This is a genomic window from Pantoea leporis (assembly GCF_028048155.1).
GTDB classification, from domain to species: Bacteria; Pseudomonadota; Gammaproteobacteria; order Enterobacterales; family Enterobacteriaceae; genus Pantoea; species Pantoea leporis.
The window spans coordinates 1,286,082-1,311,289 of record NZ_JALMEU010000001.1 but is presented as its reverse complement, the minus strand read 5'-3'; the positions used below and the strand labels follow the sequence as shown (position 1 = coordinate 1,311,289).

The window sequence follows — 25,208 nt, the reverse complement described above, 5'->3', positions numbered from 1 at the left end:
CCTCCTGGCTGTCAGATTGTCGGGCCGAGTCGTTCGGCCCGTTTAACGCGCGGTACCGATCAGTACAGCAGCGAGTAAAGCTGGCGGCGATAGCGCGTGGCGAGGGTGTCGCCGGTGCCGAGTGCGGCCAAAATCTCCTGGAACATTTTACGCACCTGGCCGTCACCGACGCTGAGATCGCTTTTCAGGAAACTGAACAACAACTCCAGCGCTTCCTCGTTGCGGCCAACCTGATGCAGCTGTAACGACAGTTTAGCAGCCAGCTCGGCATTGGTCGGATCGCTGGCTAACTGCTCCTGCAACAGCTGAATTTCGGGCGTATCGGCGGCCTGCTTTAACAGGTCGATTTGCGAGATCAGGCTCTGATAACGCGTGTCTTGATCCTGCAGCGGCACCGCATCCAGCACGGTTTCTGCTTCGTCGCTGCGGTTCAGGGTGATCAACACTTCTGCCAGCAGGAAGCCAATTTCGCTGTTTTTGTTGCTCAGCTGCCAGGCGTCTTTCAGCAGCGGCAGCGCTTCAAGCGGTTTGCCTTCGTGCATCAATTGCATCGCCTGCTGCGCTTTAACTTCTTCTTCACGCGGCAACACTTTTTGCAGCAGGGCGCGAATCGCCTCTTCCGGCTGCGGTCCCTGGAAGCCGTCAACCGGCTGACCGTTCTGGAACAGATAAACGGTTGGGATCGAGCGCAGGCCAAACTGCGATGCCACCATCTGCTCTTTATCGCAATCCAGCTTCGCCAAAATAAACTGACCGGCATACTCCTGCGCCAGGCGATCCAGCACCGGCGTCAGTTCCAGACAGTGCTGACTGCGTTCGGACCAGAAATAAAACAGCACCGGCAGCTGCATCGACTGTTCTAAGGTCTGCTGCAGGTTGGATTCGTTGATGTCGATAATCAAAGCGTGTGACATGAATACGTCTCTTGTCAGAAAGTGTGTTGAGGATATGGGGGCAAGCTGCCCCGGTTCAAGTTTGATTCTGCGTTGCAGCTTAGTTGCTGCGCAAAATGCGATCCAGTATCCAACCTGGCAGCAGGCGTTTCAGCAGGCTCATCGCCCAGGCCACCAGCGTCACCGGATAGCGCAGACGCGGATGTTTGCTCTCTAACGCATGGCGCAGCTTCGGCAAAATCGCTTCCGGCGGCAGCGTGAAACGCGCGGCGATGCCCGGATTTTGTACCGGTTTATCCTGCTGGCCCTGATGCACGTTATCGGTGAAACGCGTGCTTATCGGGCCGGGTTCAATCAGGCTAACGCGCACGCCAGAGTCGCGCACTTCAAGACGCAGCGCATCGCTCCAGGCTTCCAGCGCCCATTTGCTGGCGGCATAGGCGCCGCGCCCCGGCGTCGAGATCAGTCCCAGTACCGAACTGGTATTGACGATGCGTCCGTTGCCGCTGGCTTGCAGCGCGGGCAGCAGGCGCATGGTCAGTTGATGAGTGCCAAACAGGTTGGTGGAAAATTGCTTCTCTAATTGCTGACGCGAAACGCTGCTGAGCGGCCCATATTGACCAAAACCGCCGTTGTTAAACAGCGCGTGCAGGCGATGATCGGTGAGTTCCAGCACGCGATCGGCGGCGGCATCGACGCTGGCAGCATCATCCAAATCCAGCTGCACGCCAGTAAATCCCAATGCTTCCATGCGCGCCACATCGTCGGCGCGGCGACAGGCGGCCAGCACGCGATAGCCGCGCGATAAAAGGTCATTTGCGGCGACCAAACCAATGCCGCTCGAGCAGCCGGTGATGAGAATTGTTTTTTGCATTTCTTTACCCGTTAAAAATCACACGCCTGCATTAATCATGCTTTACTAGCGGAGCCAGTTCGGTCGCCATCAGGTTGGCGATAAACGGCTGAGCATCCGGATTGGGGTGAATTCCATCCTGCTGCATCCACTCCGGCTTCAGGTAGACCTGCTCCATAAAGAAGGGCACCAGAGGAATGTCGTACTGCTGTGCCAGGCGCGGATAGATCGCGCTAAACGCTTCCGTATAACGACGTCCATAATTAGCCGGCAGACGAATCTGCATCAGCAGCGGCTGCGCTTTCGCGGCTTTCACTTCGTCGATCACTTTGGTCAGATCCGCGGCGATATTCTGCGGCGGGAAACCACGCAGGCCATCGTTACCGCCCAATTCGATTAACACCCAGCGGGGTTGATGCTGTTTTAATAGGCCCGGTAAACGCGCCAGCCCTTGTCCTGCGGTATCTCCGCTGATGCTGGCGTTGACCACTTTGGGCTGCTGTTGCCACTCTTTATTCAGCAGGCTGGGCCAGGCCGCCGTGGCCGACATGCGATACCCGGCGCTCAGGCTGTCGCCCAACACCAGCAAGGTATCGGCGGCGGCGAGTCGGGACACCAGCAGAAGCAATAACAACAGGAAGGGATAATGCCAGCGGAAAACATTGTTGCAGTTCATCATCTTACTAAGTCCGTCGGTCAGGGAGAGCATCAGCTGACCATCCTTACCGGAGTTGAGCTGGTTGTCAAACCAGCTGAGACCCTCGCCCTGATTGGCGAGTCCGGCTCGGGCAAATCCACGCTGCTGGGCATTCTGGCCGGACTGGATGACGGCAGCAGCGGCGAAGTGCATCTGCTTGGCCAGCCGCTGCACAGCATGAATGAAGAGCAGCGAGCGGCGCTGCGCGCGCGCGAAGTGGGCTTTGTGTTTCAATCCTTTATGCTGGTGCCGACGCTGAATGCGCTGGAAAACGTGCAGCTGCCGGCGCTGCTGCGTGGCGACAGCGATCGCGAAAGTCGCCGCCAGGCGGTGGAACTGCTGACGGTGCTGGGTCTGAAAGATCGTCTGCACCATTTGCCGGCGCAACTTTCGGGCGGGGAGCAGCAGCGTGTGGCGCTGGCGCGTGCCTTTAGCGGCCGTCCCGGTTTGCTGTTTGCCGATGAACCCACCGGCAACCTCGACCGTAAAACCGGCGATCGTATCGCCGATCTGCTCTTCTCCCTCAACCGCGATTTTGCCACCACGCTGATTCTGGTGACGCACGATGAACAACTGGCGGCGCGCTGCGACCGTCGCTTACGGCTGCGCGACGGCAAGTTGTGGGAGGAGTCATGATTTGGCGCTGGTTCTGGCGCGAGTGGCGTTCGCCCTCGCTGCTGATTGTCTGGCTGGCGCTCACGCTTGCGGTGGCCTGCGTGCTGGCGCTGGGTTCGATCAGCGATCGCATGGAAAAAGGCTTAAGCCAGCAGAGCCGCGACTTTATGGCGGGCGATCGCACGCTGCGCACCACCGCGCCCGCGCCGGAAGCGTGGCTTAACAAAGCGCGTGATGAAGGGCTGTCGGTCAGCAGCCAGCTGCACTTTATGACCATGACCTTCGCGCAAGAGACGCCGCAGCTGGCGGACGTAAAGGCGGTGGACAATGCCTATCCGATGTTCGGCACGCTGCAAACCGATCCGCCGGGCCTACGTCCACAAGCGGGCACGGTGTTGGTCGCACCGCGTTTGCTGGCGCTGTTGAATCTGAAAGTGGGCGATAACGTGGATGTCGGCGACACCACGCTGCGCATTGCCGGGGAAGTGATTCAGGAGCCGGATGGCGGCTTCAATCCGTTCCAGACCGCGCCACGTCTGCTAATGAATCTGGCCGACGTGGAGAAAACCGGTGCGGTGCAGCCGGGCAGTCGTCTGAGCTGGCGCTATAAATTCTCCGGCGATCCGGCACCCCTGGCGCGCTATGACAGCTGGATCGCGCCGCAGCTAAAAGCCGATCAGCGCTGGATCAGCGTGGAAAATTCGGAAGATGCGCTGGGCCGCTCAATGCAGCGTGCGCAGCAGTTTTTACTGCTTTCAGCCTTGCTGACGCTGATGCTGGCGATTGCTGCGGTGGCGGTGGCGATGAGTCATTACTGCCGCAGCCGCTACGATTTGGTGGCGGTGCTGAAAACGCTGGGCGCAACGCGCAAGGCGCTGCAGCGGCTGATTATCGGTCAATGGTTGGCGGTGCTGCTGCTGGCGGCGATTGTCGGGAGCGCCCTGGGGCAGGGCATTGAAGTGATTCTGCTGCTGATGCTGAAACCGGTGCTGCCGGGCGCGCTGCCTGCGGCGAGTTTCTGGCCGTGGCTGTGGGCGATCGGCGCGATGTTTGTGATTTCGCTGCTGGTGGGTTTGCGTCCGTATCGTTTGCTGATGGCGACGCAACCGCTGCGCGTACTGCGGCGGGATGCGGTGGCGAACGTCTGGCCGCTGCGATTCTATCTGCCGGCAATGGCGCTGGTGGTGATTGGCTTGCTGGCGCTGCTAATGGGCGGCAGCAAAATGCTGTGGGCGCTGCTGGCGGGCGTGGTGATGCTGGCGCTGCTGCTGGCGTTACTCGGCTGGGGCACCTTGCTGCTGCTGCGTCGGCTGGTGGTGCGCAATCTGGCGCTGCGCCTGGCGATCAACCGTCTGCTGCGTCAACCGGCGATGACGCTCAGCCAGCTGGCGGCGTTTTCGCTGTCATTTATGCTGCTGGCGCTGCTGCTGGTGATGCGCGGCGATCTGCTGGATCGCTGGCAACAGCAACTTCCGCCGGACAGTCCGAACTATTTCCTGCTGAACATCACCAAAGAGCAGGTGCCGCAGGTACGCGAGTTCCTGGCCGGACATCAGCTTAAGCCGGAGACCTTCTACCCGATTGTGCGTGCACGTCTCACCGAGCTAAACGGCAAAGAGGCTGATCCGCAGCTGGATAACGCGCTGAATCGCGAACTTAATCTGACGTGGCAAGCGGAGCGTCCGGATCACAATCCGCTGATTTCCGGTAACTGGCCGCCGCAGCCCGGTGAAGTGTCAATGGAGGTGGAGCTGGCGGATCGTCTGGGCGTGAAGCTCGGCGATACCTTAACCTTCAGCGGCGATACCCAGCAGTTCAGCGCCAAAATCACCAGCTTGCGCAAGGTGGATTGGGAAAGTCTGCGGCCGAATTTCTTCTTTATCTTCCCGCCGGGCGCACTCGATCAGCAGCCACAAACCTGGCTGACCAGCTTCCGTATGGAGAGCAATCCGGCGCTGCTGGCGCAGCTTAATCGTGCATTCCCGACGCTGAGCCTGCTGGATATCGGCAGCATGATGCGCCAGATCGGTCAGGTGCTGACGCAGGTGAGTCAGGCGCTGGAAGTGATGGTGGTGCTGGTAACGGTGTGCGGCGTGCTGCTGTTGCTGGCGCAGATCCAGGTTGGCATGCGTCAGCGTCGGCAGGAGCTGGTGGTCTATCGCACGTTGGGTGCCAGCAAGCGCCTGCTGCGCGGCACCTTATGGTGTGAGTTTGCGCTACTTGGCGTGGTGTCGGGGATTGCGGCGGCGCTGGGCGCGGAAGCGGCGCTGTGGGGCTTGCAGCGCAAGATCTTCGATTTCCCGTGGCAGCCAGACTGGACGTTGTGGATCGCCTTGCCGATCGGCGGCGCGCTGCTGCTCTCGCTGTGCGGTGCCTGGTTGGGGATTCGGCTGTTAAAACAGAAGGCGCTGTTCAGAAGCTTCAGTGCCGGATAAGCAAAACGATTTGTCTTAAATTTAAGTTCTGGTCTGCGTGAGTCGACTCATAAAAGCAGACCAGACTTATTTAAGGCTAAACATGTCATCTCCACTTATCGTCAAATCCGTTGTTGAAATCGGCTGCTGTAAAGTCTGCCAGGGCGAGGCCACGCTGTATGGTGTGACCGATTTCAATACCATCTGTCATTCGGAAAATGCCAGTCGTTACACTTATCCGCTCACCGGCGTGGCGATTTATTATCATCAATGCCAGACCTGTGGTTTGGTGTATACCCACGCATGCGATGACTGGACGCCAGCGGATTATGCACAGCATATGTATAACGAGGCTTACGGGCAGTTTGATCCTAACTATGAGATCAATCGACCGATGAGAAATCGCGATCTGATTTTGACGTTATTCAAAAAATATCACGGCAAAAAAATGCTGGATTACGGTGGAGGCACCGGCACGCTGGCGCGCTTAATGCAGGAAGTGGGCATTGATATGGTGGCGTGGGATCCGTTTGTGCCCGGCGATTATCCAGAACTGAATTCTTATGAATTTATGACCAGTTTTGAGGTGTTTGAGCATACGCCGGATCCGCATAAAACGCTGGCAGAAGTGTCAGGTTTTTTGAAAAAAGGCGGGGTGTTTTTCTTCAGCACCGCGACCACGGACGAAGTGAGTCATTTGGGGATGACTGACTGGTATATTGCGCCGCGCACCGGTCATATTACGATTCATTCGGAAGCGTCGCTGAATGCATTGTTCAGTGCGCATGGGTTCCAGATTACGCATCTGAATCGCTGGAGCCATGTAGCGATGAAGATGGTGGGATAAAGGGAGTTCTGGGCGGGCTGATGCCCTCAGCCCGGCCCTCTCCCAGAGGGAGATGTTAGCTCGATTGGTTCCCTCTCCCAGTGGGAGAGGGCTAGGGTGAGGGAAAAACAGCTCAACTACAGCTTCTCAACCGCCCACGCAATCCCGCTTGCATACGCTTCCGGCAGCAGCGGCACCAGCGCATTCAAGGCTGACGCCAGACGTGCGTGATCGCTATCGGTGAGATTAAGATGCCCAACCTTGCGGCCTTCACGCACCTCTTTGTCATACCAATGCAGATGCACCAGCGGCTGCTGCAGCCACGCCAGATTCACCTCAGTACCAATCAGATTCACCATCACCGACGGCGCAAACACCACCGGCTTTGGCAGCGCCAAACCTAAAATCGCACGCAGATGCAGCTCGAACTGGCTGATTGACGCGCCATTCTGCGTCCAGTGGCCGCTGTTGTGCACGCGCGGTGCTAACTCGTTGATCAGCAAACCTTCTGGCGTAATGAAACACTCCATCGCCATCACACCAACATACTTCAGCTCATGCATGATGGCGCTAAGCATCGCTTCTGCCTGCAGTTGCTGTGCGGCATCGGCCTGCGGGAACGCCACGCTGGTGCGCAGAATGCCGTCCTGATGCAGGTTATGCGTTAACGGATAAAACACCGTGCTGCCATCGTGTCCGCGCGCACCGACCAGCGACACTTCGCCGCTGAAATTAATGCCCTGCTCAACGATGCATTCGCCGTAGCACTCATCCGGCAGCGCGTCGGTTTCATGGGCGCGCAAACGCCACTGGCCACGGCCGTCATAGCCGCCGGTACGACGCTTTACAATCGCCAGCTCGCCAAGCGAGTTGAACACATTTGGCCACTCGGCTTTATCGGCCAGCAGCTGCCACGGCGCGGTAGCGAGGTTCAGCTGATCCAGCAGCTGTTTTTGCGTCAGGCGATCGGCCAGACGCGGGAAGATATCGCGATTCACAAAAGCCGGATGGCTCGCCAGTTCGCGGGTTAACGCGGTTTCCGGCCAGCGCTCGATCTCAGCGGTGATCACGCTTTCGGCGATCGGCAGCGCAGAAGGTTCTGCATCCAGGCCCACCGGATACACCGCAATGCCCAGCGGTTCACCCGCCTGGCGCAGCATGCGGCCTAACTGACCATTTCCTAATATGCAAACCGGCTTCATGCGTCCTCCCGCGGATCCGGGTTGTTCAGCACTTCATCAGTTTGCGTTTGACGCCAGTGGGCGATGCGCGTTGACAGCGCGCTGTCGTGGATCGCCAGAATCTGTGCCGCCAGCAGGGCGGCGTTGGCAGCACCGGCTTTACCAATTGCCAGCGTACCCACCGGAATACCGCGCGGCATCTGCACGATGGAGTAGAGGCTATCGACGCCGCTCAGCGCCGCACTTTGCACGGGCACGCCCAGCACCGGCACCAGCGTTTTCGCGGCCAACATGCCCGGCAAATGGGCAGCACCGCCGGCACCGGCGATGATCACCTGAAAACCGTTGTCGGCGGCGGTTTCCGCGAAGCTAAACAGTTTGTCGGGCGTACGGTGAGCTGAGACCACTTCAACGTGGAAGGGAACATCCAGGCTGTTAAGAATTTCCTCGGCGAACTGCATGGTAGCCCAGTCACTTTTGGAACCCATGACAATGGCGATACGGGCCGGGGCGGCGTTGGATGACATGCGGTCAACTCCTGTGAATATGCAAACGAACCTGGCCGGGCGGGCAGGCGAAGAAGGGCACAGAGAATAGCATGAGATGGCAGCAAGGAAAACGGTTGCGTAGGCGGAAAACGGGCATTGATGCCCGGATTTCAGAAGGGGAATTCGATTAGGCTGACGCCGCTGGCATCAAGTTGAATCATCGATCCGTTCTCATGCCAGGCACCCAGCACCGCGCGCTCGGCGTTTTTGCCGTGCAGCGGGAAGGCGTGAATGGCGGGACGATGCGTGTGGCCGTGAATCAGAATCGCCACCTGTTGACGCGTCATCGCGGCTTCCACCGCGGACTGATTGACGTCCATGATGCTGACCGATTTATGCTGATTCGCCTGCTTGCTGCCATTGCGCATGCGCGCGGCAATGCGCATGCGCAGACGCAGCGGCAACGCGAGGAACAGACGCTGCAACCAGCGCTGATGCACTTTGGCGCGGAAGCGCTGATAGCCTTCATCGTCGGTGCACAAGGTATCGCCGTGCATGATCAACACACGATGTCCGTAGCGATCGAGCACCTTTTCTTCCGGCAGCAGCGTCATGCCGCTGGCACGCGCAAAACGCTGGCCGAGCAGGAAGTCGCGATTGCCGTGAATAAAGAACTTCGGCACCGGCAGCGCCTTGAGCGCCGCAGCGATTTGCTGATGCAGCGGGTTAGGATCGTCGTCGCCGATCCAGGCTTCAAACAGATCGCCGAGGATATAAAGCGCATCGCACGTGCGCGCTTCACCCTGCAAAAAATGCAGAAAACCGGCAGTAATTGCCGGTTCTTCATGACACAGATGCAGATCTGCGATAAACAGCGTGCGCGACATTACTCGCTAACAGTCACTTTCTGGATGACAACATCTTCAACCGGAACGTCCTGATGCATGCCGCTGCGGCCGGTTTTCACCGCTTTGATTTTCTCAACCACGTCCATGCCTTCAACCACTTCAGCGAACACGCAGTAACCCCAGCCTTGCAGGCTTTCGTCACGGAAGTTCAGGAAGTCGTTGTCTGCCACGTTGATAAAGAACTGGGCTGTTGCAGAGTGTGGCGCCTGAGTACGCGCCATCGCCAGGGTGCCTTTGGTGTTTTTCAGGCCGTTGTTCGCTTCGTTGCGGATGTCTGCTTTGGTATCTTTCTGCTTCATGCCAGGCTCAAAACCGCCGCCCTGAATCATGAAACCGTTGATTACGCGATGGAAGATAGTGTTATCGTAAAAACCTTCCGCGCAGTATTCCAGGAAGTTCTTCACGGTAGCCGGCGCTTTGTCATCGAAAGTTTTGATTACGATATCGCCATGGTTCGTCTGGAAAGTGACCATTATTTTCTTCCTGTCAAGGTTGTCGTCAGTATCAACTGCCACGCCTGTAAGGCGGCGGGGCATTTTTGTAGACGCTTCTTATATCACAATTTCCAATAACGCGTCAGTAACCGGACGGCAGTTGGCAACCGAGCGATGCACAAGTCAGAAAAATACGGCACAATAACCGGCTTGATGTTTGTCAGTTAAGAGATGAAAACCGTTCTCATAGCGCGCACATTCCGTAGCGGCGCAATTTATTGCGCGATAAATCGCGCCGCTACGGAATGTGCAGTCACGGATTACAGTGGTTAACTGGTTGGCTTGACGCAATAAACAGCAAGATTTTTGATAGTTCTATTCCCGCACACGTAAATAAACGGAACCGTTCAATGCTAAAGATTTATAACACCCTGAGTCGACAGAAAGAGGAATTCAAACCCATCCATGCCGGTCAAGTCGGTATGTACGTGTGTGGTATCACGGTTTACGACCTCTGTCATATCGGCCATGGGCGTACATTTGTGGCATTCGACGTGGTGGCGCGTTATCTGCGTTACGTGGGCTATCAGCTGAAGTATGTGCGTAACATCACCGACATCGATGACAAAATCATCAAACGTGCCAATCAAAACGGGGAAAGCATTGAAACGCTGACCAACCGCATGATCGCTGAGATGCACAACGATTTCGCCGCGCTCGGCATTCTGCCGCCGGATCTGGAGCCGCGCGCGACCCGCCACATCGACGAGATTATCGAGCTGGTCGGCAGGCTGATTGAACGCGGTCACGCTTATGTCGCTGACAACGGCGACGTGATGTTCGACGTAATGAGCGACAAAGATTACGGCGTGCTGTCGCGTCAGGATCTGGAGCAACTGCAGGCCGGCGCACGCGTCGAAGTGGCGGATGTGAAGCGCAATCCGATGGACTTCGTGCTGTGGAAGATGTCTAAAGCCGACGAACCGGCGTGGAACTCGCCGTGGGGCAACGGCCGTCCAGGCTGGCACATCGAGTGCTCGGCGATGAACTGCAAACAGCTCGGCACCCATTTCGACATTCACGGCGGCGGTTCGGACCTGATGTTCCCGCACCACGAAAACGAAGTGGCGCAATCCACCTGTGCGCACGATGGTCCGTATGTGAATTACTGGATGCACTCCGGCATGGTGATGGTTGACCGCGAGAAGATGTCGAAATCGCTGGATAACTTCTTCACCGTGCGCGATGTGTTGCAGCACTACGATGCCGAAACCGTGCGTTACTTCCTGATGTCGGGCCACTATCGCAGCCAGCTCAACTACGGCGAAGATAACCTCAACCAGGCGCGTGCGGCGCTCGAGCGCTTGTACACCGCGCTGCGGCATACCGATGCCAGCGCCACGGCGGCGGGGGGCGAAGAGTTTGAAGCGCGTTTCCGTACCGCGATGGATGACGACTTCAACACGCCGGAAGCCTATTCGGTGTTGTTCGATATGGCGCGTGAAGTGAATCGCCTGAAGACCGAAGACAAAGCCTCCGCTGATGCGCTGGCAGCGAAACTGCGTCAGATCGCTAACGTGCTCGGCATTCTGCAGCAGGATCCCGAGCAGTTCCTGCAAAGCGGTGCGCAGGTGAATGACGATGAAGTGGCGGAAATCGAGCATTGGGTAAAAGCCCGTTCCGATGCGCGTGCAGCCAAAGATTGGGCGCAGGCGGATGTGGCGCGCGATAAGCTCAATGAGTTGGGCGTGATCGTTGAGGATGGGCCGCAAGGTTCCAGCTGGCGACGCAAATAACCGGAGAGGGCGAGAAATCGCCCTTTTTTATTGATGGCGATTGAACAGATTCATATTCACGGCTTCCGCTCGGTGCGCGACCTGACGCTACCGCTGCAACAGCTCAACGTGGTGAGCGGCCCGAACGGCTGCGGAAAATCCAACCTTTATAAAGCGGTGCGATTGCTGCACGAAGCGGCGAGCGGACGTTTAGCGCTGGCGCTGGCGGAAGAGGGCGGCATCCAGAAAGCGATGTGGGCGGGCGGATTGCGGCGCGGCGATCGTCGCCACGATCCTAAACGTCTGGCGCTCGCGGTGGTAATGGATGATATGGATTATCAGCTTGATATCGGTTTTCCTGAGCCGTTAGCCACCAGCATGTTTAACCTCGATCCGCTGGTGAAAGAGGAGCGTATATGGATGAGCGGCCAGCGTCGGCGTCCTTCCTCCTGCATCCTGCAGCGGCAAAATCAAACCGCTTTTCTGCACAACGTTGAGGGCGAACGCGTTGCTTATCCTGCGGTGCTGCATCCGGAAGAGTCGCTGTTTGGGCAGCTTGGCGAGCCGCACCTTTATCCCGAGCTTTCGCAGGTACGTGAAAGGTTACGCCAGTGGCGTTTCTATCATGAGTTTGCGGTGTGGCCCGGTTCGCCGATTCGTGCGCCGCAGATTGGCGTGCGTGCGCCGGTACTGAGCCACGATGGCAGCAATTTGGCCGCAGCCTGGGCCACAATTGTTGAACGCGGTCATTCCGAATTACTGCTTGAGGTGATGGCCGAAGCCTTCCCGGACACGGAATTTCACGTTGACGTGCAGAACGGGCGTTTTCAGATGCTGATGTCACGGCGGGGGATTTTGCGCCCGCTGGAGAGCGCCGAGTTCTCGGATGGCACGCTGCGCTTTCTCTGCTTAGTGGTGGCGCTGCTCAGCCCGCGTCCGCCGGCGTTTATGGCGCTGAATGAACCGGAAAACAGTTTGCATGAAGATTTGTTGCCTGCATTAGCACGACTGATCGCCGAAGCCAGCCAGTTTAGCCAACTGTGGATCACCAGCCATTCACCGAAACTGGCGACGCTGATTGCGCAGCATACGGCGGTGAATCACATCGCGCTGGAGCAAATCGAAGGGGAAACTCGGGTGGTGGGGGAAGAGCGGATTTAGGCGTCCCGATTGGGACGCCTAAAGGTCAGGCAACAACCGTAATCTTAAAGCCCGCAAACTCGACCTTCTGGCCTTCAACAATCTTGCAGCGCTTACGCGTTTCAACTGCGCCATCGACGCGCACTTCGCCTTCCGCAATCACCGCTTTCGCCTGCGCACCGCTTTGCACCCAACCTTCGAGTTTCAGCAGGTCGCACAAATCTACGTGGGCATGTTTACCGAGAGAAAAACTGGCCATTATGCCTCCTCAATGTCGTGAAATTCTTCACACGCCGTCAGCGTGTTTTGGATCAGTGTCGCGACCGTCATTGGACCGACGCCGCCTGGAACGGGCGTGATGTACGAGGCGCGCTCAGCAGCCGCTTCGAACTCCACATCACCCACCACTTTACCGCTGTCGAGACGGTTGATACCCACATCAATCACCACCGCGCCCGGCTTGATCCAGTCGCCCGGAATAAAGCCCGGCTTGCCGACAGCTACCACCAGCAGATCGGCGTGCTCAACGTGATGACGCAGATCTTTGGTGAAACGGTGCGTAACGGTGGTGGTACAACCGGCGAGCAGCAGCTCCATGCTCATCGGACGGCCAACGATATTCGATGCGCCAACCACTACGGCGTTCAGGCCGTAAGTATCGATATTGTAGCGCTCCAGCAAGGTGACGATGCCGCGCGGCGTACACGGACGCAGCTTCGGTGCGCGCTGGCACAGACGACCGACGTTGTACGGATGGAAGCCATCCACATCTTTGTCCGGCACGATGCGCTCCAGCACTTTGACGTTATCGATGCCTGCTGGCAGCGGCAGCTGCACCAGAATGCCGTCGATGTCGTTATCGTTGTTGAGCGTATCAATCAGCTCCAGCAGCTCGGCTTCGCTGGTGGTGGCGGGCAGATCGTAGGAGCGGGAGATGAAGCCCACTTCATCACAAGCACGACGTTTGCTGGCGACATAGATCTGCGAAGCCGGGTTTTCACCCACCAGCACAACTGCCAAACCGGGCGCACGTTTGCCGGCCGCCAGACGCTGCTGTACTTTTTCGGCAACCTCAAGGCGCACCTGCTGCGCAATCGTTTTACCGTCAATAATTTTTGCTGCCATCAGAGAGGAAATCCATCTGTAGAGGGTTAGATCGGGGATGGCGCCTATTCTGTCAGAAGCGCGTCCGGCTGTCAGGTAGAGATTCGCCATCAACGCCGCTTTCCCGATTTTTCGCCGTGGCGCCCGCCCGCGTTAGCGCTTATGATGCCCGGCAGTGAATGAGATGGATGACGTGATGATTTGGTTAATTCTCGCCACGCTGGCGGTGGTGTTCGTGGTAGGTTTTCAGCTGCTGACGGCCAGCTCGCGCCATGCGGTGCAGGCGCTCAATAAACGGTTGCAACTGCCGCCGGTGCATATCGAATCGATGCTGTCGCTGATGGGCAAAGAGGCGGCAAAAGAGTTTACCGACTACATCGCGGGCGATAACGACACGCATCTGCACAATGGCGCTGCGGTGCTGCTGATTTGGCAGGTGCTGATTGTCGATGGCAGCGACGAAAATAGGCAGCGCTGGCATGGGATTTTGAGCCGGGCGGGGTTTTCTGCGTTGATTTCACGGCAGCAGCTGTTGCTGGCGTTGGGGTTCTTGCGCCAGCTGGAGCCGGACAGCCAGGAACTGCATGCGCTGCGCGACCAGTACAATGCGCATTTCACGCAGCAAGGGATTGAGCTGGAAGGCGAAACGGAGCAGGGCGGGAATCTGGTGTCGATGAGCGAGTGGCGCAAGCGGCATTAAGGGGTTTTGGTTAATCTGGCAGCACTCCGCTGCTCTGGAAGGGCAAAAACGTTGACGCGCGAGCCGCTGGACGTATAATCCGACCCAATCACTATGCGCCCTTAGCTCAGCTGGATAGAGCACCGGCCTTCTAAGCCGTAGGTCACAGGTTCGAATCCTGTAGGGCGTACCAAATTCATATCAAGAGACGTCAACTGACGTCTTTTTTTATGCCTGAATTCAGTGAATTAGCGCCACATCAGGCATTCAAATTCAACCTGAGTCTATCGAAGTAAACCGGCATGGAAAGAGGTTAAAATGAAATGGAGTAATAAGCTAAATATAACTTCTATCGAGAAGCAGTCTCATAAGCTATGCAAGTCGAAGATGCATAGCTTAATTTATTTTCTCAACTTAGGCGGCAGAATCCTTCTCAACAGCAAGGAATGGAGAGTTGTCAAGTGCAGCAAATGATGCTTCGTTATTAAGTAGTCGTATGAAGTATCTTTTTTGATCTTTTGTATTAAGATTTACTAGTCCTCCTGATAAATCAATGTTCCTTTGAAATACAGGGAATCTTTGCATGACTTGCTGTATTTGAGGAATGGAAACTCCCGTTGTTACCAAGCTCCCTTTTGAAACCATAGCAAGTCTACGCATAAATGCTCGGTCTTTATACATATCCTTGAAAATATCTAGCGGTACTTGCATACCTTGTGTATTAACAATACCAAGATTTATTATCAATGGAGTAGAGCTGTTTGCAAGATTATCTATTACACTTTCTAAGCCATACATTCTCTCAAGTAATTTGATGTTTAATGCGTAATATTTATTCTGGAAGAGGAAAAAGTCAATAGTATCATTTATATCAATGCTGTCATGAGTTATCTTATCTAAGGTTCTACCATTTAAACTCAAGAAGGATTTTTTCGTTTTCTTATGTAAAGAGACGGGGTATTTATGTTGGTAAATCACTACACTATTTCCATTACCATCACAAAGGTGGTAAATAACTGCCTTTACCGATGTAAGGCTTTGCGAAGCAAAATCAAACTGTACTGCATTTCCATTGACTCCGAAATTTAGCACGTCGTTCATTTTAGTAAATTCAATGGGGAGGTGATTAATTGCCAAGTGATCATATTCGAAAACTTGTTTATCTCTTTCTAACAAAGTAGATACGAGTGGAACAGCAGCTTTACCTCTGTTAGGCTCAATAATATTATTTTTTAAACTTTTAGAAAATGAGGTGGTTAGCTCTTTTTCAGCATTAGGTTCAAGATTAACCATAAATATGTCTATTGCGCCATGACTTTCAGCGACAAAAAATGCTTCACCAGAGATTTTCTGCGATTGCAAAATGTTTTCAATGTTAGTGAACATATTGTGATCTCTATATTATTTTAGCCAAATAAGTTCCATCATCAATTTTTATATACTTTATGCTAGCTGTGTTTTTTAGAATCCCTCTGCATATAACTGTGCATTTTTTCACACCTCTGTCGTGAATATTTGCTTTGTATATTCTGAATCCGAGTATTGCAAGTGATGGGTTTGAATAAAATCTATTTGTTTTTACATATATCGCGCCGATAACAAATATCATCAATCCTAAATTCAATACGGTTCGCTTACTATCTACATCAGTAAAAACTAAGGGCATTATATATGTGGTTAAAAACTCTAAATGCTCATGATTTTCATTGCTAATATCTGATACAGTACACGCAACAGACCACCCCGAACCAAAGCTATTTGCAAGGATCGTTAAAATAAATACACCGATGAAAATGAAAGCCAAACTAACTATGAAAACGATATTTCTCACTCTCAATGATGAGATGGGAAAAGTAAAATTTTCAGTAAAAAGATAGTTCCACACATTTTTAATCATAACCTTGTCGTAGGACATTATTAATAATGATAGAAACAGAAGCCACAGTGATAGTATATATAGCACTGTTTTAAGATATGGTCTGTTATCCATCAGCCTCTCCTGTGAAAATTTAAAATAATGTGGATATATAAAACAAGGTAAATCATTTGCCTAATTCCCCTGCTAACAACTCGGCCTGCTTCAAAATTGTTTCCGTAGCAAGCAATGACATATCAGGCGGATAACCATATTTTTTGAGCAGACGTTTTACAACCACACGAATTTTCGCTCTTGCCGCTTCTTTCACTGTCCAGTCAAGGCTGACATTGTTACGGATAGCTTCCGTTAGGACGACTGCCAGTTCTCGTAGTTTTTCCTTTTGCATCAGCTCACGAGCGCTGTCGTTATCCGCAACAGCAGAATAGAAAGCGTATTCATAAGCGCTAAGATTCAGTTGACTTGCAAGGCTGTCAGATTCCTGAATGGTTTTAGCTAGTTTGATCAGTTCATCGATCACTTCCGCAGCGGTAAGAACCTTGTTCTGGTAGCCATTGATTGCAGAGGTAAGCATATCGATCAGTTTTTTACCTTGGGTAATACTTTGGTTCGAGCGAACCTTGATCTCATCAGAAAGCAGCTTTTTAAGCGTTTCCAGAGCAATATTTCTGTGCTGGTAATCTTTCATTTCCTGAAGGAATTCATCGGAGAGTACGGAGATATCCGGCTTTTGTATTCCCGCTGCGTCAAAGATATCGACGACTTTATCTGTCACCAGAGCCTGATCAATAGTCTGTTTTACTCGCACTTCCAGACTGTCATTATGTTCTTCTTCTGAGTCGTCTGAGTTTTCAGTAAATTTATTCAGGCGAGCCTTCACTGCTTGGAAGAATGCGACTTCGGGTGCCGCTTCCATTGCTTTATCATGAGGCGTCGCAAGCGCAAATGCCTGGGACATGGCAGCAACAGCAGCAAGGAATCGCATTTTCCCTTTGCCGTTATCCAGCCCTAAAATGTGGTTTTCTGATTCAAGGATAATCGTCAGTCGTTGTGAAGTCGTTGCAGTAAAGTAGGCTTTGTAATCGTAGCCGTGCATCATGCCTTCCAGGATTTCCAGTTTTTCCTGCATGAGCGTAACGGCTTCTTCCTGAACCTCAGCAGGATCTCCCCGTCCACCTGCATCAGAGTAGAATGACAGTGCTTCTTTTAAATCTGAGGCAATGCCGAGATAGTCAACCACCAGACCACCGATTTTGTCCTTGTACACCCGGTTAACGCGGGCAATCGCCTGCATCAGGTTATGGCCCTTCATCGGTTTGTCGATATAGAGGGTATGCATACTTGGCGCATCAAAGCCGGTAAGCCACATATCACGCACTATCACCAGTTTCAGCTTGTCGTCGTCGTCTTTCATTCGGTTAGCCAGAACCTGACGTTCTTTTTTAGTGGTATGGTGTTTAGCGATTTCTGGCCCGTCAGCAGCGGAAGAGGTCATCACGACTTTAATCACGCCGTCATTTAAATCATCGCTGTGCCATTCGGGTTTAAGTGTGACGATTTCTTTATACAATTCAGCAGCAATACGTCGGGACATGGTAACAATCATGCCCTTGCCATGATCGGCATTGGACTTTAAGCGCTGTTCAAAATGCTGAACCATATCCGCCGCAATGGCTTTAATACGTTTTGAACTGCCAATCAAACCTTCGATTCTGGCCCATTTAGAACGTTCTTTCTGGGTAAGCGTCAGCTCGTCCTCGTTAAACTCATCGTCAAACTCTTCGATAAGCTGACGGCCTTCTTCACTGATGGCAATTTTCGCCAAACGGCTTTCATAGAAGATACGCACGGTGGCACCGTCTTCAACGGCCTGCGAGATATCGTAGATATCAACATAGCTACCGAAAACAGCAGGGGTATTTACGTCCGTTTTTTCTATGGGGGTTCCGGTAAAGCCCAGATAGGTCGCATTGGGCAAGGCATCACGCATATATTTGGCAAAGCCATAAACAGTGCGTTTACCTGTTACGTTGCCTTCGCTGTCTTTAACATCGACTTCTTTGGCGCTGAATCCGTACTGTGAACGGTGGGCTTCATCAGCGATAACGACAATATTGGTTCTGTCTGACAATAATTCATAGATATTGCTGCCATCATCAGGCTGGAACTTTTGAATAGTGGTAAACACTACGCCACCAGAGGCGACGCGCAAATAATCTTTGAGTTCTTCCCGGTTATCAGCCTGTTTTGGTGTCTGACGCAGTAGCTGGGTAGCAGAAGAAAATGTACCGAAGAGCTGATCATCTAAGTCGTTACGGTCAGTGATCACCACCACAGTCGGATTATCCAGCGCCAGCACAATTTTCCCGGTATAAAACACCATCGAAAGCGATTTACCGGAACCCTGGGTATGCCAGACTACGCCAGCTTTGCGGTCCCCGGTTTTTTGCGCATTAACAAGATCTTTACTGTTACGCCCCTGTTGGCGCAGTGCCACTTCGGCAGAGGGGGAGTCCGCATTCACCGCCGAGGCACGAATAGTGGAAAGAACTGCTGCATTAACTGCGTAATACTGATGATAAGCCGCCATTTTTTTAACAGTACGGATACTGATAATCCCTTTGCTGTCTTCATGTTTGCTGGCTTCAAACACAATAAAGTGGCGGATCATATCCAGTAGCGTTACTGGATTAAGCAACCCCTGTAATAAAACTTCAAGCTGTGGCTGGGTATTGGTGGCTTGCGTTTTACCGTTGGCGGTTTTCCACGTCATATAACGACTGAAATCAGCAGAAACCGTCCCCGCTTTGGCTTCCAGCCCGTCAGATATCACATTAAAGGCATTGTAGGTAAACAGGCCGGGGATTTGATTCTGATAGGTTTTAATCTGGTTATAGGCACCTGTTACCGTAGCATTTTCGTCAGCGGCATTTTTCAGTTCAATAACGACTAATGGCAGACCGTTGATGAACAAAATAAGATCCGGTCGGCGGGTATGGTTGCCTTCTTTGATGGTGAGTTGATTAATGACCAGAAATTCATTATTCGTGGGGGCGTTAAAGTCGATCAGGCCGGCCAGCTCCCCTTGTGTATTACCATCTTTGCTGACTTCGATATTGATTCCTTCGCTCAACAGGCGATGAAAGGCCAGATTGTTTGCCATTAGATCAGGTGTGCTGATCTGCATCACCTGTTTCAGGGCTTCTTCACACTTCTGTTCACTGAGGTGTGGATTTAGTCGTTGCAGAGCTGTACGCACTTTGTCTTCAAGGATAACCTGTTGATAGCTACGTAATGGGTTGATTCCACTAGGTTCAATGTCCGGGCCATAAACATATTCATAGCCCAGCCCTTGCAGGTGCTCAATCGTCATTACTTCAATATCAGATTCGGTCATCTTTGCCATGCGTACTGTCCTTATTGCCGCTTAACCAGAGAGTGGGTTATGCACCCGCATAGTTATTTTATGCTACTGATGCGATTGCTTCTTCAGCATACTGAACCCGTACTTCACCGCTCATCAGTTTGGGAAGTAGTGTGTTGCGAAGTTTTTCTAAGCTGTCAATTTGTCTTGAGTTGTTAATAAGTTTACTTTCAAATGAATCTAATAACTCATTAATTTTGCGTAGGGAAGCTTCTGTTGGCAGATTAACATTGAACTTCTTAAGATAATCCAAGTTAACTCGTTGTCTGCCAGTTGAACCTTCCATACAACTTTCTGCATATTCCTTGAAGTCTGGATTTCGGCACATGATATATGAAATCATAGGATGAATTTCTTTTTTAGGACGCATAACTATGAACTCAGTTGAACCCCATCCGGTTTCATTTTCGGCTAAAAAATCAATATAGGCAGCTTTCCCATTTTCTAAACATGGGGTAATTCTCGCTAACAGAGTATCTCGTTTAGTGAATTTGGTTCCCGAAGAGAATGGACGTTTGTAATATCCAGTAGCACGAAAATTATCAGTGCTTAGTCCAGCCATGTCCAAATAAGTAGCGTCTTGGCTTTTAGTTAAAGTTCGCTTTGGATTAAAATCAATTACCTGATCTATACTAACTGATACACCCGTGACATCTAAAATAAACCATTGCCTAAACAATGCCTCTGCCATAGATTCCAGCGTTTTATTCTGGCGATGAAGCAGGTCTATTTTTTTATCGAGAGAGGACAGCACGGAGGAAATAGATTTTTGTTCTGTGATTGGTGGTTTTTTAAACTCATACGACCGTAACCCTTTCAAAGGAACGTTAGGTATAGTTGTTCCGGTAGCTATATTATCTAGATAGGATTGAAAGTTATCAGATAAGCATTCATAGTAAAAGTAGTCTCTAAGAATGATATTTGCATCCAAATTTATATAGCAAACGCTTTTACCGAGAGCACATTTTTCGCCTGCATATTTTGATACGTTACCAATAGTGCCATTAATCGATAGTAATAAGGTTGAACTGTTTAAATCTTTTTTTATTTTATCAAACTCAGTCTTGGCAATTTTTTTTGTTTCAGGTTTAATAAAAACCCTACCATTGAGTAAATTATTACCATTTATAAAGTAATAATCTCCACTTTCATCGTAAGTTGGTGTTCCATGTAAACCATCACCAATTTTAACTGATACGTCTGTTAAAAAAACATTCTTCCACTCGCTCATAGCACCACCTTCGCCAGATTATCAGCGATAGCTTTGTTCAGCTGCGCTTCTTCTTCCAATTGTGCTTCAAACTCAGCTTTAAGAGTCGTAAAGCGTTCTTTAAAGTCAAAATCATCTTCTTCGTCAGCAAGACCAACATAACGGCCAGGTGTGAGCACATAATCGAGTTTAGCAACTTCATCAATGTCTATTGACGCACAGAAACCAGCCACATCTTCGTAATCGCCACCTTTGTTACGCCAGTTATGGTAGGTTTTAGCAATGGTCTTGATATCGTCGTCGGAAAGAACTTTGCTACGACGGTTAATCAAATGACCAAGATTGCGGGCATCAATAAACAGAATTTCTTTGCTGCGATCACGGTACTGGCTGCTATTTTCACGATCACGCCGCATAAACCATAATGCGGCAGGGATCTGGGTGTTCAGGAACAGTTTTGCAGGTAAGTTAACGATACAATCAATGACATTTGCATCTTTAACCAGCGCCGCACGGATATCACCTTCTCCAGAACTTTTCGAAGTCAAAGCCCCTTTTGCCAGCACTACCCCAGCCTGACCTTTTGGCGACAGGTGATAAAGGAAGTGTTGCATCCAGGCAAAGTTAGCATTACCAGCAGGCGGAGCACCATATTGCCAACGAGCATCTTTACGTAGCAGTTCACCTGACCAGTCGGATACGTTAAACGGAGGGTTAGCAATAATAAAATCAGATTTTAAATCTTTATGGGCATCGTTCAGGAATGAGCCTTCGGTGTTCCACCTGACGTGTTCTGAGTTGATACCACGAATAGCAAGGTTCATCTTTGCCAGACGCCAGGTTGTCTGATTGGATTCCTGACCGTAAATAGAAATATCGTCAATATTACCCTGATGAGCTTCAACAAATTTTTCTGACTGAACAAACATACCACCGGAACCACAGCAGGGGTCAAAGACACGGCCTTTGTAAGGTTCCAGCATGTTAACCAGCAGGCTTACAATGGATTTAGGCGTATAGAACTGACCGCCTTGTTTGCCTTCTGCCAATGCGAACTCACCAAGGAAGTATTCGAATACGTGACCTAAAACGTCAGCAGAACGCGCTTTGGCATCACCCAATGCAATGTTGCCAATCAGATCTATCAGTTCACCAAGAACAGTGGCATCAAGATTTTGGCGAGCATAGACTTTCGGCAACACACCTTTTAGCTGTGGGTTACCCGCTTCGATAAGCTCCATCGCATCATCAACCAGCTTACCGATTTCGGGCAGCTTGGCCTTAGATATCAGGTAACTCCATCGCGCCAGTTCAGGAACAAAGAACACGTTATAAGCGGTATATTCGTCTTTGTCTTCCGGATCTGCACCTGCGAATTCACCTTCACCTGCTTTCAGCAGTTCGTAATGCGATTCAAAAGAATCTGAAATGTATTTAAGGAAAATCAGACCCAGTACCACATGCTTGTACTCGGCGGCATCAATGTTCTTACGTAGCTTGTCAGCCGCTTTCCACAGGATGACCTCTAACGGATCTGTTTTGATTTCTTTAGGTTTTCTAGCCATTACGGTCATTTTCCAAATACGGAGGATTGACCTATTTTGCCTTAAAGTTCGGGTTGTTACGAGTTGAATCGCCACGGGTTTAACAGTCACCTTAGAGCCATTTAAGATGACCACTACAACTGAAAAGAGAGGGGGCCTGCCTATGAGCAGTATACGTTATCATGAAGAGTTCAATATCGAAGCGGTTAAACAGATAATAGGCCATGTGGCTTTTATTAACCCAGGTATAAGTACACCTAGAGATAAATTAAGAGACTCTGTGCTTATTAAAGTTGAGAAGTTAATTGTGGAGTTTATTTCTTCCATTTACTCACTCTCGATGTTTATATTATTTAACGTTACTTTCTCGCAGCTTTCCCACTTTGATGCGCACCGTTTCCGGCATCGCACTCTGATTATCCTCCCTCAACCCCAGCATCATGTTGTATCCATTAAATAACCCGGCATCGCCAAGCCGCGGCATTGGCAGCAATCGCGTGGGAATCGTCAGCCAAAACCGCAAATCGTAGTCACAGCCCAGATAGGTACGCAGTAGCGCCATCACATCCTGTCTGAGCTGTCCGTCAGGCATCCAGCCCTTTGCCTCATCAGGATCGTCTGTTGAAAGCTCGACCCGTGAGCAGTAACCGATTACGCAAGTTTCATCACCCAAAATCGGATTCTGATCAAGCGTCATGCCACTGCGCATTGCAAGCCGGGCGCGTTTTGCCACCGGCATCGTCACCGGATGGTGTGCGAAAACCTCAACCTTCGTATTCGGTGCCTGGCTGCGTATCACCGCTGCAATACCTTCAGCAGTGTGCGTGGTATGCAGCAGCGGTTTAAGTATCGCCAGCAGGCGTGATGAGGGCTGATCGCCGCTGTGGGCAATGCCGGTTAGCGCCATCAGGCTTTGCGACACCGTATCGGTACCGCCTGGCTCAAAGGTGGCCGGATAGCTGTACTTGCGCCAGATGCGGTAAAACTGCGTCATCAGCCGGTGATTGAAGATATCCAGAAACGCCGCCATGGCATCAGCTCCGTCACGCCCTTGGTTGATATCATCAATGATGCTGGTGGGCAGCGGCGAATCGACGCCGTACAAGCCGAAGAAGTTGGTTCTGACCGTTGGTATCGCATTCGGGTTATCGGCGTCAATTTCCGTGCGTTTCAACTCCCCGGCGGGAAAGCCCAGGTGCGGATTGGGACGAAAACGCACTGGATCACTTTCTGGCGTGCGGCCCGTGCCGAGACGGCTGCCGGTCGTCTGCTCAAGTAACTGGCAGAAGCGGTAAAAGTTGTAACGCGCGGTCTGGTCATTGCCGTCATCGTCCAGCCAGAACGGTTTTTTGTTGTCTTCGCTCACATCAGCACCCTGTCAATGCGTCGCTCCGGCCAGGCCCATTCGGTGCCCGAAGCGGTCAGCAGCACTGTCAGCTGGGTAAAGCGCACCACGCTGGCGTACTGCGTCAGGAATTGCTCCAGCAGCTCGCAGAACAGGCGGGCATCGCCGGTGCCGCTGAACCGGGTTTCATCGAGCGCCACGCGAATACGCACCCCGTGCCAGTGATACGAGGAGTTATAGTCCTGACGCCAGCTGACGTGACGAATACCGCTGATGCGACGGCGGTTGTTATCGTCATTACTCCAGTCAAACAGCGCCAGCACGGCTCGAAGGTTTTCAGCATCGTTAATCATCTGGCTCAGGGCGCGCGGATGCAGCAGCGACATCATATGCCACTGAAATAATTGCGTGGTTGGTGGGTAATAAGGCATAGAAGGGGGATGACGCGTTATGCACTGCAATGTCAGGTTGCCGGTTACCGCGCTTCCATCAAATACGGCTTTCTCCAGCGCCATACGCGGATAGTTACCATTGGTGCAGGTGATGTTCATAAACAGCGTGGCATCATCCTCGCCCCGATCGGTCTCGCTTGCATCGCCACCCAACATCAGCAAGGTTTCATAAAGACCGCTGACACCACGCCAGATGCGCGTATGGAAATATCGCTCCGGCCAGGACTCTTTGCGTTGCAGCATGCCCCCTTTTTGCCGGAAGTGCCGATACGGCACATAACGGCGCTTATCCAGTGTTTCGCTGGCGGCAACTTCATCAACACTGTAAATCTCAGTGTGCCGATCGCGCAGTCGATGCGGACGCAGACGATAATCGAGCACCGCAGGCTTCACCTTCAGCGGCTCGGCGTTCAGCGTAAACAGGTTAATCATCGGCACGCAGTGAATGCGCAGCGCGTCTGCCGGCAGGGAAATATCATGTGGAAGCGGCTGACTAAGGTGAATATCGAGCATCACTTCCCGACAGCTTTCGTCGAAAGGCAGCGTGTTGAGCCCCGATAGAGTAAAGAAGGCGTAGCGAGCCGGAAAACTGAAATATTCCAGCAGCGGGCGCACTTCACCACAGAGTGCTGGGCTATCACTTTCCGGCCAGACAGGACGCCAGTGCTGTTGCCAGCGGGCGCGGATGCCACCATTAAATGGCTGCGAATCGGAGTTATCACTCTGCGGCAGGCGAAAAGTGATGTTGCGCAGATGACAGGTCAGCGCATGGTATAGCAGCGACTGCACTGGGCGATCTCCGTTGATATAAAGCGGAATATCGCTGAGATCGATTTGGCTCGGATCGGCCTGAGAGCTGAGTGAAAACCGCAGGGAAATCATCTGGTGTCCATCCGGATGGAAGGGCGTCGTTATCTCGCCCAGCGTCAGCGGATGCAATTTCAACGCATCGGTCGTGCGATAAGGGCAGCGTTGGCCAGTGATATCCATCGGTCGGGTCAGCAGCGTTGTACCTTCCGGCAGCACCGCATCACGTACCTGAGCGACGCTATCGGGCGTAAGTTCCACCACAGACATTGATGGCAGCGTGCGGTTCACCACGGGCAGCAGATGCCCAAGCAGCGGCTCCGTCAGCTCCGGAATATCGTCATCAATCTTGCGACGCATCTGCGCCATCATCAGCGAGAAGCCCTGAAACAGTTGCTCGACCGAGTCATTCATCTTCAGAGATTTGCCGTCGACACCCAGTCGCCGTCCCGCCTCCGGATACTGCTCCGCAAACTCCTGCGCAGCCGCTTTCAGATAACGCATTTCGCTGTCGAAATATTTCAGAAAATCATGGTCGTTCAT

The 25,208-nt window shown here is 52.3% G+C and carries 22 protein-coding genes and 1 tRNA gene; 7 read left to right on the top strand and 16 right to left on the bottom strand.

Annotated features, from left to right (window positions below; all coding sequences use genetic code 11):
* Positions 1-59: 59 nt before the first annotated feature.
* From MWH02_RS06210 to tesA, 3 genes are all read right to left on the bottom strand, one after another.
* Entirely contained in the window at positions 60-914 is an 855-nt protein-coding gene (locus MWH02_RS06210) for a co-chaperone YbbN (protein ID WP_101762382.1), read from the bottom strand.
* A 79-nt stretch (positions 915-993) separates the two neighbouring features.
* On the bottom strand, positions 994-1,767 hold the full coding sequence (locus MWH02_RS06205; protein WP_101762381.1) for an SDR family oxidoreductase: 774 nt from the start codon (positions 1,765-1,767) through the stop codon (positions 994-996).
* A 31-nt stretch (positions 1,768-1,798) separates the two neighbouring features.
* Complete coding sequence (gene tesA / locus MWH02_RS06200; protein WP_176971305.1) at positions 1,799-2,425, bottom strand: multifunctional acyl-CoA thioesterase I/protease I/lysophospholipase L1; 627 nt, start codon at positions 2,423-2,425, stop codon at positions 1,799-1,801.
* Between tesA and ybbA the strand changes: the two genes are divergently transcribed.
* The 3 genes from ybbA to MWH02_RS06185 all read left to right on the top strand — a co-directional run bounded on the left by ybbA (position 2,393) and on the right by MWH02_RS06185 (position 6,319).
* Positions 2,393-3,079, top strand: coding sequence for a putative ABC transporter ATP-binding protein YbbA (gene ybbA / locus MWH02_RS06195; RefSeq protein ID WP_217547357.1), 687 nt, complete (start codon positions 2,393-2,395; stop codon positions 3,077-3,079). The genes tesA and ybbA overlap by 33 nt on opposite strands.
* Positions 3,076-5,493, top strand: a complete 2,418-nt coding sequence (gene ybbP, locus MWH02_RS06190; RefSeq protein ID WP_271460093.1) for a putative ABC transporter permease subunit YbbP — start codon at positions 3,076-3,078, stop codon at positions 5,491-5,493. Before ybbA ends, ybbP begins: the two co-directional genes overlap by 4 nt.
* A gap of 82 nt (positions 5,494-5,575) precedes the next feature.
* Entirely contained in the window at positions 5,576-6,319 is a 744-nt protein-coding gene (locus MWH02_RS06185; RefSeq protein ID WP_101762377.1) for a class I SAM-dependent methyltransferase, read from the top strand.
* Between the two features lie 116 nt (positions 6,320-6,435).
* On the opposite strand, the gene purK is transcribed toward MWH02_RS06185, so the two are convergent.
* The 4 genes from purK to ppiB form a co-directional block, all read right to left on the bottom strand.
* Positions 6,436-7,500, bottom strand: coding sequence for a 5-(carboxyamino)imidazole ribonucleotide synthase (purK, locus tag MWH02_RS06180; protein ID WP_271460092.1), 1,065 nt, complete (start codon positions 7,498-7,500; stop codon positions 6,436-6,438).
* Positions 7,497-8,006, bottom strand: coding sequence for a 5-(carboxyamino)imidazole ribonucleotide mutase (purE, locus tag MWH02_RS06175; protein WP_192236684.1), 510 nt, complete (start codon positions 8,004-8,006; stop codon positions 7,497-7,499). Before purE ends, purK begins: the two co-directional genes overlap by 4 nt.
* Positions 8,007-8,137: 131 nt before the next feature.
* Complete coding sequence (locus MWH02_RS06170; RefSeq protein ID WP_271460091.1) at positions 8,138-8,854, bottom strand: UDP-2,3-diacylglucosamine diphosphatase; 717 nt, start codon at positions 8,852-8,854, stop codon at positions 8,138-8,140.
* Positions 8,854-9,348: a peptidylprolyl isomerase B gene (gene ppiB, locus MWH02_RS06165; protein ID WP_008103818.1), complete on the bottom strand. Its 495-nt coding sequence runs from the start codon at positions 9,346-9,348 to the stop codon at positions 8,854-8,856. Before ppiB ends, MWH02_RS06170 begins: the two co-directional genes overlap by 1 nt.
* A 371-nt stretch (positions 9,349-9,719) precedes the next feature.
* Here ppiB and cysS point away from each other — a divergent pair, with 371 nt between their 5' ends.
* Positions 9,720-11,105, top strand: coding sequence for a cysteine--tRNA ligase (cysS, locus tag MWH02_RS06160; protein ID WP_271460090.1), 1,386 nt, complete (start codon positions 9,720-9,722; stop codon positions 11,103-11,105).
* Between the two features lie 33 nt (positions 11,106-11,138).
* Positions 11,139-12,245, top strand: coding sequence for an AAA family ATPase (locus MWH02_RS06155; RefSeq protein ID WP_101763306.1), 1,107 nt, complete (start codon positions 11,139-11,141; stop codon positions 12,243-12,245).
* A gap of 25 nt (positions 12,246-12,270) precedes the next feature.
* Here MWH02_RS06155 and ybcJ read toward each other — a convergent pair whose 3' ends face one another.
* Positions 12,271-12,483, bottom strand: coding sequence for a ribosome-associated protein YbcJ (ybcJ, locus tag MWH02_RS06150; RefSeq protein ID WP_007890771.1), 213 nt, complete (start codon positions 12,481-12,483; stop codon positions 12,271-12,273).
* A complete protein-coding gene (gene folD, locus MWH02_RS06145) occupies positions 12,483-13,349 on the bottom strand; it encodes a bifunctional methylenetetrahydrofolate dehydrogenase/methenyltetrahydrofolate cyclohydrolase FolD (protein WP_036648219.1) in 867 nt (288 codons plus the stop codon). The genes ybcJ and folD overlap by 1 nt, the downstream gene beginning before the upstream one ends.
* A 175-nt stretch (positions 13,350-13,524) precedes the next feature.
* On the opposite strand from folD, the gene MWH02_RS06140 reads away from it, so the two are divergent.
* The gene (locus MWH02_RS06140) at positions 13,525-14,028 is read left to right on the top strand and encodes a DUF1198 family protein (protein WP_192236681.1); all 504 of its coding nucleotides are present in this window, start codon (positions 13,525-13,527) and stop codon (positions 14,026-14,028) included.
* 95 nt (positions 14,029-14,123) lie between these two features.
* Positions 14,124-14,200, top strand: a tRNA-Arg gene (locus MWH02_RS06135).
* A gap of 221 nt (positions 14,201-14,421) precedes the next feature.
* On the opposite strand, the gene MWH02_RS06130 is transcribed toward MWH02_RS06135, so the two are convergent.
* The 7 genes from MWH02_RS06130 to tssF form a co-directional block, all read right to left on the bottom strand.
* Positions 14,422-15,393 carry a Kiwa anti-phage protein KwaB-like domain-containing protein gene (locus MWH02_RS06130; protein ID WP_271460089.1) on the bottom strand — a complete coding sequence of 324 codons (972 nt, stop codon included), beginning with the start codon at positions 15,391-15,393 and terminating at the stop codon, positions 14,422-14,424.
* A gap of 10 nt (positions 15,394-15,403) precedes the next feature.
* Positions 15,404-15,997: an anti-phage protein KwaA gene (gene kwaA / locus MWH02_RS06125; RefSeq protein ID WP_271460088.1), complete on the bottom strand. Its 594-nt coding sequence runs from the start codon at positions 15,995-15,997 to the stop codon at positions 15,404-15,406.
* A 52-nt stretch (positions 15,998-16,049) separates the two neighbouring features.
* The gene (locus MWH02_RS06120; RefSeq protein ID WP_271460087.1) at positions 16,050-19,289 is read right to left on the bottom strand and encodes a type I restriction endonuclease subunit R; all 3,240 of its coding nucleotides are present in this window, start codon (positions 19,287-19,289) and stop codon (positions 16,050-16,052) included.
* A 58-nt stretch (positions 19,290-19,347) separates the two neighbouring features.
* On the bottom strand, positions 19,348-20,538 hold the full coding sequence (locus MWH02_RS06115) for a restriction endonuclease subunit S (RefSeq protein WP_271460086.1): 1,191 nt from the start codon (positions 20,536-20,538) through the stop codon (positions 19,348-19,350).
* The gene (locus tag MWH02_RS06110; protein ID WP_271460085.1) at positions 20,535-22,082 is read right to left on the bottom strand and encodes a type I restriction-modification system subunit M; all 1,548 of its coding nucleotides are present in this window, start codon (positions 22,080-22,082) and stop codon (positions 20,535-20,537) included. The genes MWH02_RS06115 and MWH02_RS06110 overlap by 4 nt, the downstream gene beginning before the upstream one ends.
* A gap of 328 nt (positions 22,083-22,410) precedes the next feature.
* The gene (gene tssG, locus MWH02_RS06105; RefSeq protein WP_271460084.1) at positions 22,411-23,427 is read right to left on the bottom strand and encodes a type VI secretion system baseplate subunit TssG; all 1,017 of its coding nucleotides are present in this window, start codon (positions 23,425-23,427) and stop codon (positions 22,411-22,413) included.
* Complete coding sequence (tssF, locus tag MWH02_RS06100) at positions 23,424-25,208, bottom strand: type VI secretion system baseplate subunit TssF (RefSeq protein WP_271460083.1); 1,785 nt, start codon at positions 25,206-25,208, stop codon at positions 23,424-23,426. The genes tssG and tssF overlap by 4 nt, the downstream gene beginning before the upstream one ends.

Coding starts and splice junctions, on each gene's coding strand:
- MWH02_RS06210 (WP_101762382.1), bottom strand. CDS start 914: ATGTCACACGCTTTGATTATCGACATCAACGAATCCAACCTGCAGCAG.
- MWH02_RS06205 (WP_101762381.1), bottom strand. CDS start 1,767: ATGCAAAAAACAATTCTCATCACCGGCTGCTCGAGCGGCATTGGTTTG.
- ybbA (WP_217547357.1), top strand. CDS start 2,393: ATGCCAGCGGAAAACATTGTTGCAGTTCATCATCTTACTAAGTCCGTC.
- tesA (WP_176971305.1), bottom strand. CDS start 2,425: ATGATGAACTGCAACAATGTTTTCCGCTGGCATTATCCCTTCCTGTTG.
- ybbP (WP_271460093.1), top strand. CDS start 3,076: ATGATTTGGCGCTGGTTCTGGCGCGAGTGGCGTTCGCCCTCGCTGCTG.
- MWH02_RS06185 (WP_101762377.1), top strand. CDS start 5,576: ATGTCATCTCCACTTATCGTCAAATCCGTTGTTGAAATCGGCTGCTGT.
- purK (WP_271460092.1), bottom strand. CDS start 7,500: ATGAAGCCGGTTTGCATATTAGGAAATGGTCAGTTAGGCCGCATGCTG.
- purE (WP_192236684.1), bottom strand. CDS start 8,006: ATGTCATCCAACGCCGCCCCGGCCCGTATCGCCATTGTCATGGGTTCC.
- MWH02_RS06170 (WP_271460091.1), bottom strand. CDS start 8,854: ATGTCGCGCACGCTGTTTATCGCAGATCTGCATCTGTGTCATGAAGAA.
- ppiB (WP_008103818.1), bottom strand. CDS start 9,348: ATGGTCACTTTCCAGACGAACCATGGCGATATCGTAATCAAAACTTTC.
- cysS (WP_271460090.1), top strand. CDS start 9,720: ATGCTAAAGATTTATAACACCCTGAGTCGACAGAAAGAGGAATTCAAA.
- MWH02_RS06155 (WP_101763306.1), top strand. CDS start 11,139: ATGGCGATTGAACAGATTCATATTCACGGCTTCCGCTCGGTGCGCGAC.
- ybcJ (WP_007890771.1), bottom strand. CDS start 12,483: ATGGCCAGTTTTTCTCTCGGTAAACATGCCCACGTAGATTTGTGCGAC.
- folD (WP_036648219.1), bottom strand. CDS start 13,349: ATGGCAGCAAAAATTATTGACGGTAAAACGATTGCGCAGCAGGTGCGC.
- MWH02_RS06140 (WP_192236681.1), top strand. CDS start 13,525: ATGATTTGGTTAATTCTCGCCACGCTGGCGGTGGTGTTCGTGGTAGGT.
- MWH02_RS06130 (WP_271460089.1), bottom strand. CDS start 15,393: ATGTTCACTAACATTGAAAACATTTTGCAATCGCAGAAAATCTCTGGT.
- kwaA (WP_271460088.1), bottom strand. CDS start 15,997: ATGGATAACAGACCATATCTTAAAACAGTGCTATATATACTATCACTG.
- MWH02_RS06120 (WP_271460087.1), bottom strand. CDS start 19,289: ATGGCAAAGATGACCGAATCTGATATTGAAGTAATGACGATTGAGCAC.
- MWH02_RS06115 (WP_271460086.1), bottom strand. CDS start 20,538: ATGAGCGAGTGGAAGAATGTTTTTTTAACAGACGTATCAGTTAAAATT.
- MWH02_RS06110 (WP_271460085.1), bottom strand. CDS start 22,082: ATGGCTAGAAAACCTAAAGAAATCAAAACAGATCCGTTAGAGGTCATC.
- tssF (WP_271460083.1), bottom strand. CDS start 25,208: ATGAACGACCATGATTTTCTGAAATATTTCGACAGCGAAATGCGTTAT.